This is a genomic window from Maribacter sp. UBA3344 (assembly GCF_002362375.1).
GTDB lineage: Bacteria > Bacteroidota > Bacteroidia > Flavobacteriales > Flavobacteriaceae > Maribacter > Maribacter dokdonensis.
Genome location: NZ_DERI01000009.1, coordinates 65,821 through 80,646 on the forward strand (window position 1 = coordinate 65,821; position 14,826 = coordinate 80,646).

At 37.0% G+C, this 14,826-nt stretch carries 11 protein-coding genes and 1 tRNA gene; 9 read left to right on the forward strand and 3 right to left on the reverse strand.

The features are described 5' to 3' along the window. The 3 genes from B2Z27_RS05375 (at position 1) to B2Z27_RS05385 (ending at position 2,400) form a co-directional block, all read left to right on the forward strand. Complete coding sequence (locus B2Z27_RS05375) at positions 1–723, forward strand: copper homeostasis protein CutC (RefSeq protein WP_286812850.1); 723 nt, start codon at positions 1–3, stop codon at positions 721–723. A gap of 58 nt (positions 724–781) precedes the next feature. Further along, a complete protein-coding gene (locus B2Z27_RS05380) occupies positions 782–2,011 on the forward strand; it encodes a metallophosphoesterase (protein ID WP_286812851.1) in 1,230 nt (409 codons plus the stop codon). A 92-nt stretch (positions 2,012–2,103) separates the two neighbouring features. After that, complete coding sequence (locus tag B2Z27_RS05385; RefSeq protein WP_058103959.1) at positions 2,104–2,400, forward strand: thioredoxin family protein; 297 nt, start codon at positions 2,104–2,106, stop codon at positions 2,398–2,400. Between the two features lie 51 nt (positions 2,401–2,451). On the opposite strand, the gene B2Z27_RS05390 is transcribed toward B2Z27_RS05385, so the two are convergent. Continuing rightward, entirely contained in the window at positions 2,452–5,802 is a 3,351-nt protein-coding gene (locus B2Z27_RS05390; protein WP_286812852.1) for a DUF2723 domain-containing protein, read from the reverse strand. Between the two features lie 169 nt (positions 5,803–5,971). On the opposite strand from B2Z27_RS05390, the gene B2Z27_RS05395 reads away from it, so the two are divergent. Together B2Z27_RS05395 and B2Z27_RS05400 are read left to right on the forward strand one after the other, a co-directional pair. Continuing rightward, positions 5,972–6,042, forward strand: a tRNA-Gln gene (locus tag B2Z27_RS05395). A gap of 254 nt (positions 6,043–6,296) precedes the next feature. Continuing rightward, entirely contained in the window at positions 6,297–6,629 is a 333-nt protein-coding gene (locus B2Z27_RS05400; protein ID WP_058103957.1) for a hypothetical protein, read from the forward strand. A gap of 24 nt (positions 6,630–6,653) precedes the next feature. Here the strand turns inward: B2Z27_RS05400 and B2Z27_RS05405 are convergent, their stop codons facing one another. Continuing rightward, a complete protein-coding gene (locus B2Z27_RS05405; RefSeq protein WP_286812854.1) occupies positions 6,654–7,979 on the reverse strand; it encodes a cation:proton antiporter in 1,326 nt (441 codons plus the stop codon). A 221-nt stretch (positions 7,980–8,200) separates the two neighbouring features. Between B2Z27_RS05405 and rimP the strand changes: the two genes are divergently transcribed. From rimP to infB, 3 genes are read left to right on the forward strand one after another with little or no spacing between them, the layout of a single operon-like run. After that, on the forward strand, positions 8,201–8,662 hold the full coding sequence (rimP, locus tag B2Z27_RS05410; protein ID WP_071341249.1) for a ribosome assembly cofactor RimP: 462 nt from the start codon (positions 8,201–8,203) through the stop codon (positions 8,660–8,662). Between the two features lie 12 nt (positions 8,663–8,674). Continuing rightward, positions 8,675–9,907 (forward strand): transcription termination factor NusA, encoded by a 1,233-nt coding sequence (gene nusA / locus B2Z27_RS05415; RefSeq protein WP_058103954.1) that lies wholly within the window; start codon positions 8,675–8,677, stop codon positions 9,905–9,907. 42 nt (positions 9,908–9,949) lie between these two features. Continuing rightward, positions 9,950–12,775, forward strand: a complete 2,826-nt coding sequence (gene infB, locus B2Z27_RS05420; protein ID WP_286812855.1) for a translation initiation factor IF-2 — start codon at positions 9,950–9,952, stop codon at positions 12,773–12,775. Positions 12,776–12,830: 55 nt separating this feature from the next. Here the strand turns inward: infB and B2Z27_RS05425 are convergent, their stop codons facing one another. Next, positions 12,831–13,202 carry an SPOR domain-containing protein gene (locus B2Z27_RS05425; protein ID WP_058103952.1) on the reverse strand — a complete coding sequence of 124 codons (372 nt, stop codon included), beginning with the start codon at positions 13,200–13,202 and terminating at the stop codon, positions 12,831–12,833. A 232-nt stretch (positions 13,203–13,434) separates the two neighbouring features. On the opposite strand from B2Z27_RS05425, the gene B2Z27_RS05430 reads away from it, so the two are divergent. Then, positions 13,435–14,805 (forward strand): c-type cytochrome, encoded by a 1,371-nt coding sequence (locus tag B2Z27_RS05430; protein WP_286812856.1) that lies wholly within the window; start codon positions 13,435–13,437, stop codon positions 14,803–14,805. The last annotated feature ends 21 nt before the right edge of the window (positions 14,806–14,826 follow it).

The window sequence follows — 14,826 nt, forward strand, 5'->3', positions numbered from 1 at the left end:
ATGATAGTAGAAGTTTGTGCTAATTCTTTAGAATCTGCCATGGTAGCAGAACGTGCTGGAGCAGACCGTATTGAGTTATGTACAGAGTTGGCGGTAGGTGGGTTAACACCTTCTTTTGGGATGTTAAAAGCGGTTAGGGAACAGGTTTCTATTCCCGTCCATGTATTGATAAGGCCTAGAAGTGGAGATTTCACCTATTCCGATGAAGAGTTGCATATAATGATTTCGGATATTGAACTTTGTGCAGAATTAGGTTTTGATGGTGTTGTGTCTGGAGTGCTTTTGAATAATTTTACCTTGGATATTGATCGTACGCATAAACTTAAATTGGCGGCCGGTAGTATGCACTTTACATTCCACAGGGCCTTTGATTGGGTTAAGAACCCGAAGGAAGCATTGTTGGAACTGGAAAGAATGCGAGTGAATACCATTTTGTCATCGGGTCAACAGCGTTCAGCTCCAGGCGGAATAGACTTTTTGGTGGATCTAAAGGCTCAAAATACGGCAATTGAAATAATGCCAGGTTCGGGCGTAAATGCCGGCAACGTTCAAATGTTCAAGGAGCAGGGTTTTAAGGCAGTACATTTATCGGGTACCGCTATGAAACAAAAGTTGCCATCAAAACCATTGATTTCCATGAATTCTGAAGGTTTTTTGAGCGATGATCATATTGCCGTTACTCAATTTGAGAACATTGAAACAGTCGTATCCAAGGTTAAATAAAATGTAAATGAGCGCATATACCACTGTTATACAGATATCTTTGTAAAAAAAAAAGAACATGATTCGTTGGCTTATTTTCGTTTTGGCATACATTGCTTTAAGTTTTTATGTACTTCAGGCATTAAGAACCATTTCAAAACAGCCTTGGTGGTCTTGGCTTTATATAGCAGTTTCACTTGCTGTTATGTTAAATTTTATATATCAATTTACTGCGGGAGAAGAAACGGGGCGTGTTTTAAGTATACCTAAAAGTTATGCCTTTGGGTTTTTGTTGACCATGCTAACCTTCAATATTATTACTATTGTATTTTTGTTTTCAGAGGATATTTATCGGCTTATTTCTGGTTTATATCAAAAATTATATGGGGCGGAAAAACAATTTGGCTTGCCTGCACGTAGGCGATTTTTAAGTTTGTTGGCTTTGGGGATCGCAGCTGTGCCTTTTGGTGCTCTTTTGTACGGTATGTACAAGGGTAAATACAATTTTAAGGTATTGAAGTATAATTTAGAATTTGATGATCTTCCAGATAGTTTTGATGGGTACCAGATTACACAAATATCTGACATACATAGTGGAAGTTTTGATGATAGAAAAAAAATTGAATATGCTATAGACTTGATCAATCAGCAAAAAAGTGATGTATTGCTTTTTACTGGAGATATGGTGAACAATATGACCTCTGAAATGGAACCCTGGGCGGATTTGTTTAGCACGCTAGATGCTAAAGACGGAAAGTTCTCTGTGTTGGGAAATCATGATTATGGAGATTATATACCTTGGGAAACTGAAGAGTTGAAGAGTAAGAATTTAGAGGATCTTAAAGCTTTGCAGAAGCAAATGGGATTTGACCTTTTGCTCAATGAACATAGGTATCTTAAAAAAGGAGAGGATAAGATTGCTTTAGTAGGTGTGGAGAATTGGGGAAAAGGCGGATTCAAGAAAGCCGGAGATTTAAAAAAAGCAGCTTCACAGATTAATGAAAATGATTTTAAAATATTAATGAGCCATGATCCTTCACATTGGGAAATGGAGGTTATTAAAGATGCTTACCACTATCATTTAACGTTAAGCGGCCATACTCACGGTATGCAATTTGGGATTGAAATACCGGGGTGGATCAAATGGAGTCCGGTAAAATGGAGATACCCATATTGGGCAGGTATTTATAAAGAGATGGGGCAATTTCTGAATGTGAACAGAGGATTTGGTTTTTTAGGGTATCCTGGTAGAGTTGGAATTTGGCCAGAGATTACGGTGATAACTTTGAGAAAAAAGGCATTAACATGATTTTAACCCTTTTACAGGGCTACAAATAGATAGGCAAGAGTAGTATTTTAACAATTTTTACTACATTTGGCTAACATAGAAAAGTATTTTATATGTCCAAATTTGGTGAACTAATAGATTTAAAGGTACCCGTTCTTCTGGATTTTTATGCAGAGTGGAACGAACAGTCAACTGCAATGCACCCTGTGCTTAGAGATGTAGCTGCGGCTTTAGGTGATAGAGGTAAGGTTATAAAAATCGATGTGGACAAGAACAAAGAACTTTCACAGGCCTTACGGGTTAAAGGTTTGCCTACGCTAATGATCTACAAGAAAGGCGAAATGGTTTGGCGCCAAAGCGGTGAGCAAGACGCTAACACTTTAATTGGTATTCTCAAAGAATACGTGTAATCTATCTCTCTTCATTTCATTTCTAAAACACTTTGGGCTTTCGCCCAAAGCTTATTGTTGTGTAGAAATATCTATTGTATCTTCTAATATATCCGTTTTGGTATTATCTGGTAATATGGTATCGGATATTGGCATGGTATCCATCATGTCTGGATTGGAATCCAATACATCTTGCGGCATACCCATATCATCTTCGTCTTTATAGAAGTGTTGAAACTTGTCAATATACTCATTGAATATCAATGTTTCTTTTTCTGCAATATCCTCACTGTCATTTGTGATTACAATATCAATATTGCGCCTGTAAGCTTCCATATCGGCGATAATATCATCAATGTTATTATATTGTTCGTCTAAGCTGGTAGAGGCATAATATTCCAATCTTTCTTGATACTTTTTCTTCAGTTTTTCAAAAAGCTCACGGGCTTTATTGCTTTCGCCAACTTTGTAATAACCATCAATAAATGGTTCTACTAAAGTGTAATAGCCAAACTTGTCTACAGGCATATTGGTCAAAGATATTTCAATAATATCCTTGGCTTTGTCCATTTTGTTCTCCTTGATCAGCCCTTCGGTTAAGCGCGCCAAATTGCCTCTGAACGAAACACTCTGAATACGTGTTTGCGTATCATGGTAAATATCACCACCAGAGTTGCCCCAATCCCAACCGGTTACAATGTCATACATTAGATCGGTATCTATTCTACCTAATTCAAAAGCATTAGGTCTTTCTGTTCTTATAGGTACTAATTTATAGGCTAAACCATCTAATTGTAAGTAGTCTTTCATCCAAAGATATTCGGCATCATCAAAACTTCCTCCAGAAAAGTACAAAGGACGTTTCCAGTCGTTGTTCGCCAAAATATCAAGCATCATCATGCTTTTCTTGGTAATGGCGCCAGGTAAGTCTATATCAATATAATCTACAATTAAATCGGCATCTTTTTCCTTTACCAAACCACTACTTAATACATTCTGTTTGTTGACGGGAACCCTAATTTTGTTTGTAGGGTAGTAAACAATGTTTTGCGTATCTTCAGAATACTGACTTAAATCTGCCCCATTCTGCTCAAATAAATACTTTAGTTTGGTTCTAGGTTTGTCGCTGTCGATCCAATTGATGAAATCTTTAATTGGCCATCTATTCTCGGTAATGCCTTGGTGGTACAATACGTCCCTAGACCCCCATCTGTATTTTTCATGGGTTATTTGAGAGGGTATAGGTGCGCTCTCATAAGCCGCCGCTTTCATTTGATCTACATACCAATCTGTTTCAAAAAGGCTAGTACAAACTATGCGTACATCTGTTCTATAATGTTCTATTTCTTGGGCATACCAAATAGGGAAGGTATCATTATCTCCAATGGTGAACAATATAGCACCAACATCTTCTTGACAAGAATCTAAATATGCTTTTGCTGATGAATTCGCCGTAAATCTATTTGACCTATCGTGATCATCCCAGTTTTGTACCGCCATAACCGTTGGTACGGCAAGTAAGGTAGCAACGACTACAACAGGTGCCAATATTTTTGGTGTGATCCAATCTTTGAAACCATCATAAAGACCATACACTCCAATGCCTATCCAAAGGGCAAAAACATAGAACGACCCTACTAAGGAGTAGTCGCGTTCACGTGGCTGAAAGATGCCTGGATTGGTGTAAAATTGAATTGCCAGCCCTGTAAAAAGAAAGAAAATCAACAGCACCCAAAATTGTCTTTTGTCTTTAGATACTTGAAAAATAATTCCAATAATTCCTAGAATCAATGGTAAAAAGAAATAGGTGTTTCTGCCAGGATTGTTTTGTATGTCGCTAGGTAGATTGTTTTGACTACCTAAACGCCAGCTATCAATAAAATTGATTCCGCTCAGCCAATTACCATTTTCATTGTAACGGCCCTGAACATCATTCTGTTTTCCAACAAAATTCCACATAAAATAACGTAAATACATGTAGTTGAACTGAAACTCGATCATGTATTCTATATTGTCCCACAATGTTGGTGGTTGCACTTCTATGTATTCATCAAAACGTTTTAAGAAACTGATGTATTGATCCGCCCCGATTTCGCCATTCGCAAAACCTATTTTAACCTGCTCTGCCGCTTGTCTTAGTTCTTGGTTGGGCTGGGTAATCCTGAAATCCAAAGCTCCAAAATAGCGCATGTAATTCTCTGCATTTTGAGAGCTCCACATTCTCGGTAATAAACCTTGGTGCTTTGGATTTGGACCTTGAATGGCATCTTTGTATTTATTTACAATTATATATTTACCTAGCGTATAATCTTTTTCATATTTTGGTTTGCCGTCTTGATCTTCGCCTGGTGCTGCAAACATATCGGAATAATAGGTGCCGTAAACGGGACTATCCACACCTGGGTATTGCTCCCTGTTATAGTACGCTAAAAGAGCTCTCGCATCTTCAGGGTTGTTTTCGTTAATTACGACTTTGGCATTTGCCCTTATGGGCAACATTAGCCATGAAGAAAATCCTAAAAACAAAAACATCATACATAAAACAATGGTGTTTGCTGTTTTGTAATTGTTCTTACGCGTATAGATTAAGCCAAAATAAAAAGCGGCAATAAATAACAGGCCAATGATTATTGATCCAGAATTAAAAGGTAAGCCTATACTGTTTATAAAAAAGACTTCGCCCCATCCAAATAATTTTAATACGTAGGTCAATGAGAATTTATAAACCAACATTAAAATGGCAATGACGATAATGTTAGCCAGTAAAAAATTCTTTACCGTTGTTTTTTTGTAGGTTTTAAAATAGTAAAGTAGACCAATTGAAGGTATGGCCAAAAAGCCCATAAATTGAATACCGAAAGTAAGGCCTACAACAAAGGAAATCAATATAATCCATCTATTCCCTCTAGGGTCGTCTAAATTATCTGTCCATTTAAGACCTAACCATAACAAAAGTGCCATAATGAAACTGGCCATGGCGTATACTTCTGTTTCCACCGCGTTGAACCAAAAACTATCAGAATAGGTAAATGCAAGGGATCCTACTAAAGCACTTCCAAATACCGCAATAGCCTTACTATTGGTAAAAGGACCGTCTTTATCTATCAGTTTTCTGGTGATATTGGTAATGGTCCAGAACATGAATAGAATGGTAAATGCGCTAGATACCCCAGATACTAAATTTACCATCATAGCTACTTGACTGGGTTCCAATGCGAACATGGCAAAGAAAGCACCGATCATTTGTAATAGAGGTGCCCCCGGTGGGTGACCAACTTGCAATTTGGCAGCGGTAGCTATATATTCACCTGCATCCCAAAAACTATTAGTGGGCTCAACGGTAATATAATACGTTATAAGGGCTATAAAAAATACGGACCATCCTAGTATGGTGTTCCACTTTTGGTAGTTGTTTGAAAACATGAAGCTTGGGTTAAACCTAAGTGGCGAATTTACTAATTAATATAGAAAGGAATAAACTATTTTTATAAACCTTTAACATGAGGCAATAAAGATTTTTTCAATTTTTACTTTAAAAAATATTTGGTGAAACCAAACTTTGTTTTAAATTTGCAGCCTCTTAAAAAGGTATTGGCCCATGGTGTAATGGTAACACTCCGGTTTTTGGTACCGTCATTCAAGGTTCGAGTCCTTGTGGGCCAACTAAGAGAACAAATAAAGTCCTAATGTCAATTGATGTTAGGATTTTTTGTTTTTATGACCTTTGTCATTTCTCTAGTGGTAAATTTGTGCAAAATTTGGCAAATGATACAATTTAGGTATCCTAATGTGAAGAAATGGTTAACAGTGTGTCAGTATTTTTGTACATTTAATCTAATAACGTTACAAATTCATCGGAAAAGAAACCATTTCGGTGTTGTTATTACATACTTTAGTACCCTAAAGAACTTAACCTTATGAAACTCTCTCCAAAAGTTTTAAAGATATTATTGGTCGTTGTTGTGCTTGGATTTGGAATAGGATTCTATTTGCAAGATGTGAAACATGAAGAAAGTACCGCTCACGCCTGGAAGGCCAATCGTTATAATTTAGAGCGGTTCAATAAAATCATGGAGTATAATAATAAAATGAACTCTAGTAACTGGCGAGTGCTAAAAGATAGCATTGATCAAGAATTAGATACTTTAATGATACTTCGTTTTCGTAAAGAGGTGGATAGTTTGGAAAATACCGAACCACAAGCTTACGGTGAACACCAAGAACAACATGCTTCTTTTGGACCTCAATAAGAAGCGGAGCTTGTGTTTTAAGATTTAACGGTTATTTTCAAATATGTCCGTCTGAGGGTTTTCTCCTTCAGTTTCTGTAGGTGCGATGGCTTCAGAAGCCCTTATAGCATCTTCTGTTAAATTTCTTTCAGTAATTTCTTCATCTATTTCGTCTAGTAAAGTGCCCATTTTTTGTTTGTCCTTTATCATTGCCCAGGTCATTACTAAACTTGTGGCAATAATGACGAACAGCAATATGCCAGATTCAAACCCTTCAATTTGAGCTTCACTAGGTATTGCATAAAATAGAAGAACTGTTATAAGGCCTCTTGGAGCAATAAATAATTGTGGTAGCATATCCTTCCCTACAAATATCATTAAAACCAGAAAACGTATGGCGTAGATAGATGTGATAATGAGTAGGCTAACAATTGCGACATTGATACTTAACAGTGATGAAAGCACAATGGTGATTCCAAATATAACAAAGAAGAAAGTCCGTACTACAAAAGCAGTTTCCAATGTTACTATATGTAGCTCGTGATATATTTGTTGCATTCGTTCAGACTCCAAGAAAATTTTGGTCTTACCAGGAAAAAATAAGTTTACATTCTTTACGATGAGTCCAAAAACGAGGATGATTATTAAAGAAGACAAATGCATTTTTTTACCGATGGCATATAGTAAAAGAAGTACCGCTATGAGAAGGAATAGTTTAGCCTGACTTTTAATTTTTTGGAATACCAATATTATGGCGTAACTGGCTACAAGGGCGATAACTATGGTAAGAACTAGGTTTAAGGCAAAGCCCGAGGCGCCTGTATCTTCTGCGGGGTTTAATTTGCCGGTTAAAAAATAGAACATCATTATGCCCATTATATCTGAAAATGTGCTTTCATAGATGTGAAATTCCTTTTTTTGTTCAGCTAATCCGCCTACGCTCGGAATAATTATGGCGCTGGATAATATGGATAAAGGGGTTGCGTAAAGCCATGCGGATTGCATGGTCATGTTCGGTATAAATTGGTATAAAATCAATGCTGCTACATATGCAGAACCCACTAAGCCAATTAATGCAACGGCCATAGATTTAATTATGGGCCATAACTTTTCTCTTTTCAGTTCTAGTTCTAAAGCTGCCTCAAGAACTATCATAATGAGGCCCACGGTACCTAAAATTTCTAAAGAGCCTTTAAAGTCTGGTATTTCAGGAATGAAAAATTCAAGCGTTATTTTAATAAGTATGCCTAATACAATGAGCATTAAAACCGCTGGTATGTTCGTTTTCTTGGAAATTCCGTTAAAAAAGAATGATAATACTACAATTAAGGATGCTCCTATTATTAGGTTGTATGAAGATAGAATTTCCATCAGGTGTTGTTTTGGTTGGTGTTCTGTTAAAAATAATATAATTTCTAAAATGCGGTAATGTTATGAAGATTTATTATTTTATTAATTGTTTTCAAAATGAACGAATTAGGTGCGGGTGTGGTATTGTAGGAAATTAATTTTGTTGTATATTTGCAATGCTGAAAGGATATAAAAGTATTCATGAGGGGACAATTAGTCCCCTCTTTTATTACTTATTATTTATGCTAAAGGAAAAAGTAAAAGAATTATTGGAACAAGGTCTTCAAGAAGATCCCTCCCTGTTTTTAATCGATTTTACAATGGGTGCAGATAATAGCATTCATGTGGTAATAGACGGTGACCATGGGGTTACGGTCAGTGATTGTATTAAGATAAGTAGGGCTATTGAACATAATTTAGACCGTGATGAACATGATTTTTCTTTAGAGGTTGCCTCTGCTGGAGCGGCTGCACCTTTGGTTATGCCTCGTCAATATTTAAAAAATATTGGACGTAAACTGGAGGTTCGTACCAACGATGATAAATTTGAAGGCAATTTAACTGCCGTTAACGATGAATCTATTGTGTTGGAGTGGAAAGCTAGGGAGCCTAAGCCAATAGGTAAAGGCAAAGTGACCGTTCAGAAAAAAGAAGAAGTAAATTTTTCAGATATTATTAAAGCAAAAGTTGTATTAAAATTTTAATTGTAATTACCAATGGAAAATATTGCGTTAATTGAATCTTTCTCAGAGTTTAAGGACGATAAGTTCATAGACAGGGTAACATTGATGGCCATTTTGGAAGATGTTTTTAGAAATGCGCTGAAAAAGAAGTTTGGTTCAGATGATAACTTTGATATCATTATTAATCCGGACAAAGGTGATTTGGAGATTTGGAGAAATCGTATCGTTGTTAATGATGGTGAGGTTGAAGAGCCGAATGAGGAAATTTCGTTGTCCGCTGCTCGTAAAATAGAGCCTGATTTTGAAGTTGGTGAAGATGTTTCTGAAGAAGTAAAGTTAATTGACTTGGGTAGAAGAGCTATTTTGGCATTGCGTCAAAATTTGATCTCTAAAATTCATGAGCACGATAATACAACGATTTACAAGCACTTTAAAGATTTAGAAGGTGAGATTTATACTGCAGAGGTTCATCATATTCGTCATAAGGCAATAATTTTGCTTGATGATGAAGGTAATGAGATTATACTTCCAAAGGATAGGCAAATTCCTTCGGACTTTTTTAGAAAAGGGGATAATGTTAGAGGTGTTATTGAAAGTGTAGAATTAAAAGGTGCCAAACCTACTATCATAATGTCAAGAAGTTCTCCTAAGTTCTTGGAGCAATTGTTTTTCCAAGAAATACCAGAAGTTTTTGATGGTTTGATCACGGTTAAGAAAGCGGTTAGGATACCAGGAGAGAAAGCTAAAGTTGCTGTGGATTCTTATGATGACCGTATTGATCCAGTAGGTGCCTGTGTTGGTATGAAAGGTTCAAGAATTCATGGAATAGTTCGTGAATTGGGTAATGAGAATATCGATGTTATCAATTGGACGGCAAATCCACAATTGTTGGTAACAAGGGCATTAAGTCCTGCAAGAGTATCTTCTGTAAAGTTGAACGATGAGAAAATGACGGCTCAAGTTTATCTTAAGCCAGAAGAGGTTTCTAAAGCAATTGGTAGAGGTGGGCATAATATTAGATTGGCCGGTCAATTAACTGGTTATGAAATAGATGTATTCCGTGAAGGTGTAGAGGAAGATGTTGAGTTAACAGAGTTCTCTGATGAAATCGATGCATGGATTATAGAGGAATTCAAGAAAATTGGATTTGATACAGCTCGTAGCGTCTTAGAGCAAGATGTAGACGATTTGGTGAAACGTACGGATTTAGAAGAGGAAACAATTTTAGAAGTTGTGCGTATCCTAAAAGAAGAATTAGAAGATTAGCTATATATTAGCACTTAAATAAAAGAACGGGAATCAGTATTTATGGCAGACAATGCAAAAATAAGGCTTAATAAAGTTCTTCGTGAACTTAATATTTCCTTGGATAGGGCAGTGGACTTTCTTAATGGGAAAGGACATGATGTGGAAGCGAGGCCTACCACTAAAATTTCCGATGATGTTTATCAGGTTTTACTTGACGAGTTCCAGACGGATAAGAGTAAAAAAGTTGCATCTAAGGAAGTTGGAGAGGAAAAACGTAAGGAAAAGGAGGCAATTCGAGTTCAATTGGAAAAAGAACAGGAAGATCGTCGCTTGGCCCGTGAGCGAAGAAATTCTGAAGCTGAAGACAAAACTTTGGTTGGTAAAGTTGAATTGGCCGGACCTAAAATGGTTGGTAAAATTGACTTGAATCCTAAGAAAAAAGTAGAGGAAGAGCCGGTGAAGGAAACTCCTAAAGCTGAGGAGAAAGTTGCTCCTAAGGTTGAAGAAAAAGCTGCGCCTAAGGTAGAGGTTAAAGAAACAAGGAAAGTGGTACTGCAAGGACCCAAAATAGTTTCTCAACCTGTTCAAAAAACAGAGGATAAGAAAGAAAGTCCTAAAGTTGAGACGCCTAAACCCGAACAGCCTAAAAAGGAAGCGCCTAAGAAAGAGGAGGTTAAAACTACTGAAGCAGAATCTGCTCCAGAAGATGATACACCAAAAACAATAGAGACCCAATATCAAAAATTATCAGGTCCTAAAATTGCAGGTGAAAAAATTGACCTTAGTAAGTTTGAGAAGCCTAAGAAGAAGAAAGAAGATAAAAAAGCTGCAGACAAATCTAATACTGACCGTAAAAAGCGTAGAAGAAGAATTGTAACTAAAAATACTTCTGGTCCTGGTCAAAATAGAAACAGTGGCTCTGGTGATAGAAATAAAGGTAGAGGAAGGTTTGCTCCTGTGGCAAAAGTTGAGCCTACTGAAGAAGATGTTCAAAAGCAAGTACGTGAAACCCTAGAGAAACTTCAAGGTAAGTCTAAAAAGGGTAAAGGTGCTAAGTATAGAAGAAGTAAAAGAGATCAACACCGTGAGCAAACGGAGAAGGATCTTGAAAAACAAGAATTAGAGAACAAAATTCTTAAGGTGACCGAGTTCGTTACCGCTAGTGAGGTGGCTACCATGATGGGAGTTTCTACTACCGAGATAATCTCGGCTTGTATGTCTCTTGGTATAATGGTAACCATGAATCAGCGTTTAGATGCTGAAACTTTGTCTATTGTAGCTGAAGAATTTGGGTATGAAGTAGATTTTGTTACTGCGGATATAGAAGAAAGTATTGTAGAAGAGGAAGATGCTCCGGAAGATTTGGAACATAGGGCTCCTATCGTTACTGTAATGGGTCACGTTGATCACGGTAAAACATCTTTATTGGATTACATCCGTAAGGAAAATGTTATTGCAGGAGAAAGTGGTGGTATTACCCAGCACATTGGTGCATATGGGGTAACCTTAGAGAACGGTGAGCGTATTGCATTCTTGGATACTCCTGGTCACGAAGCGTTTACCGCTATGCGTGCTAGAGGTGCACAAGTTACCGATATAGCAATTATTGTGGTTGCGGCAGATGATGACATTATGCCACAGACCAAGGAGGCTATTAGTCATGCGCAAGCAGCAGGTGTTCCTATTGTTTTTGCTATTAACAAAATAGATAAGCCAACTTCTAATCCAGATAAAATTAAGGAAGGTTTGGCCCAAATGAATTTATTGGTAGAAGATTGGGGTGGTAAAATTCAATCTCATGATATTTCTGCCAAAACAGGTTTGGGGGTAAAAGAATTATTGGAGAAGGTGTTGTTGGAGGCAGAGTTGTTGGAGCTTAAAGCAAACCCGGATAAGCTTGCTACCGGTACGGTTGTTGAGGCATTCCTTGATAAAGGAAAGGGTTATGTGTCTACAGTATTGGTTCAGTCGGGTACTCTTAAAATTGGAGATTATGTATTGGCCGGTACCACAAGTGGTAAGATCAAGGCAATGCAAGATGAAAGGGGTAACAATATTAAAGCGGCAGGTCCGTCTACTCCAATTTCAATTTTAGGTTTAGATGGTGCTTCTCAAGCAGGTGATAAATTCTACGTATTGGAAGATGAGCGTGAAGCAAAACAAATTGCCTCTAGAAGATCTCAATTACAACGTGAACAATCTGTTAGAACACAACGGCATATAACATTAGATGAAATTGGACGTAGAATTGCACTAGGTGATTTCAAAGAGCTTAACATTATACTTAAAGGTGATGTTGATGGTTCTGTTGAGGCACTTACAGATTCTTTCCAGAAATTGTCTACAGATGAAATTCAGGTAAATATTATACATAAGGCCGTAGGTCCTATTACTGAATCTGATGTGTTATTGGCTTCGGCTTCTGATGCGGTTATTATTGGTTTTAACGTAAGACCAATGGGTAATGCAAAAGCAATTGCCGAGAAAGAGGAGATAGATATCCGTATGTACTCTATTATTTACTCTGCGATCAATGACCTTAAAGATGCAATGGAAGGTATGTTGTCACCTGAAATGAAAGAAGAAATTTCTGGTACAGCTGAGATTAGAGAAACCTTTAAGATTTCTAAGGTAGGTACTATTGCAGGTTGTATGGTAACAAGTGGTAAAATCTTTAGAAACTCTAATATTAGATTAATACGTGATGGTGTGGTAATCTATACTGGTACGTTGGCTTCTTTAAAACGATTTAAGGATGATGTTAGAGAAGTTGCAAAAGGATATGACTGTGGACTTCAGATAAAGAACTATAATGATATTATTGAAGGTGATATTGTTGAAGCGTTCCAGGAAGTTGCGGTGAAGAAGAAACTAAAATCTAAATAAGAATTTGTTTAAGGAATTAGTTTTGTTCTTTTAAGATAAGGCAAAAAAAATCGACCTATTTGGTCGATTTTTTTGGTTTTAATAACATTGCATTAGGATACTTGACTCTTACTTCGTTGAACTTTCTTTCTGCATCCAATTTAGAAGTAAACCTCCCAACCCTAACCCGATAGGTAGGTGAGTCAAAATCTATTTTTGACACCAATTCAGGAAAGTCCTCCTCAACATTCGCTTTTATTTCTTTCGCTTTGGCGTAATTGCCAAAACCTACTTGTATTCTATAGTACTCATTGTTGCTTAAAGATGTTTTATAAACCTCTAGAAGTTGGTCTATCTTTTGGTCTTGCTGTATGGTTACTTTTGCACCCTGTGCGTAAGTAAATTGAGTTATACATGCAAAAATTACGAGGGTACTTAGTGTTTTCATAATCTTTTTAAAGTTTTATTTTCCTTCTGTGCAAAAGTAATTTATTAAGGTTCAAACAAATAAATCATTGTTTATTTAGAATATTTCTAAATTATAAATTATAGATACATTAACATTTTTCAAATAAAGTCTATGTCGTATTTTTGTCTCCGATTTAGGCATTTGGTGGATTTTAATTTGGTTTCATCTATGACCAAAATCATGCCAAGATTCCGATAGAAATATTCGATATATGAAAAAGGTTCCGAACCGAAATCAGTTTTCTAAAATTTTAGGATTATCCCTAATTGCATTTTTGTTTTTTGCAAGTCCGTCAATAGCGCAGAATGAAGCTGCTGCTGAATCTGCGACTACTGAAGCCGCAGGTGGCGGAGACGCTAAAAAGGGTAAAGCTTTGTTTAATCAGAATTGTGCTGCTTGTCATGCGTTAAATCGTAAGATGACAGGTCCTGCATTGCAAGATGTGGAAAGCAGATTGGCTGAAGATGAAGGTTTAGATAGGGAGTGGTTGTATGCTTGGATTAAGAATAGTCCAGGTGTAATTAAGTCAGGTGATGCTTATGCTAATAAAGTATATGCTGAGTACAACCAAGCTGCAATGACCGCTTTTCCAACATTGACAAATAGTGATATAGATAATATTTTGGCATATACCGCTGCGCCACCACCGGCTGCTCCAGCTGCTGCTGCCGGAGGTGCAGAAACTGCATCTGCTGGTTCAGGTGATGCTTCTGGTGTATCCAATGAAATTATTCTTGGGGCGCTGGTGCTTGTTTTTGGTTTGTTGGTTATAATGTTGTTGTTGGTAAACAAGACATTGCAACGAATTGCTCAGGCGAACGGCATTGTAGTTGAAAAAGAAGCGGCTGTAAAAAGAACTCCAATTTGGAAGGCTTTTGCTCAAAATCAATTTTTGGTTTTGGTAACGGCAATAATCTTGCTTTTGGGTAGTGCGTATTTTGCTTATGGTTGGATGATGCAGGTTGGTGTTGATCAGGGTTATGCGCCTATTCAGCCTATTCACTATTCTCATAAAATTCATGCTGGTGATAATAAGATAGAGTGTAAGTATTGTCACTCTTCTGCAAGGGTTTCAAAAACATCAGGTATTCCTTCTTTGAATGTTTGTATGAATTGTCATAAATCTATATATGAGTATACAGGTAATCCAGAGGGTCCATCTCAAGATGATTTGGCTAATGGATATACTAATGAGTTTTATACTGGTGAGATTAAGAAGTTGTATAAAGCCGTTGGTTGGGATGAAACAAACCAAAAGTATACAGGTGAAAGCCAGCCGGTAGAGTGGGTTCGTATTCATAACTTACCTGATTTCGCTTACTTTAATCACTCTCAGCACGTATCGGTTGCTGGTGTAGAGTGTCAAACTTGTCATGGTCCGGTAGAGGAAATGGAAATTATGTACCAATATGCTCCATTAACTATGGGATGGTGTATAGATTGTCATAGAGAGACCAATGTGAAGGTTGAGGGCAATGAGTACTACGAGAAAATTCACGCAGAACTTTCTAAAAAGTACGGTGTTGAGAATTTGACAGCAGCACAATTGGGTGGTCTGGAATGTGGTAAGTGTCACTATTAATAATAATTTAAGAAGCTAATT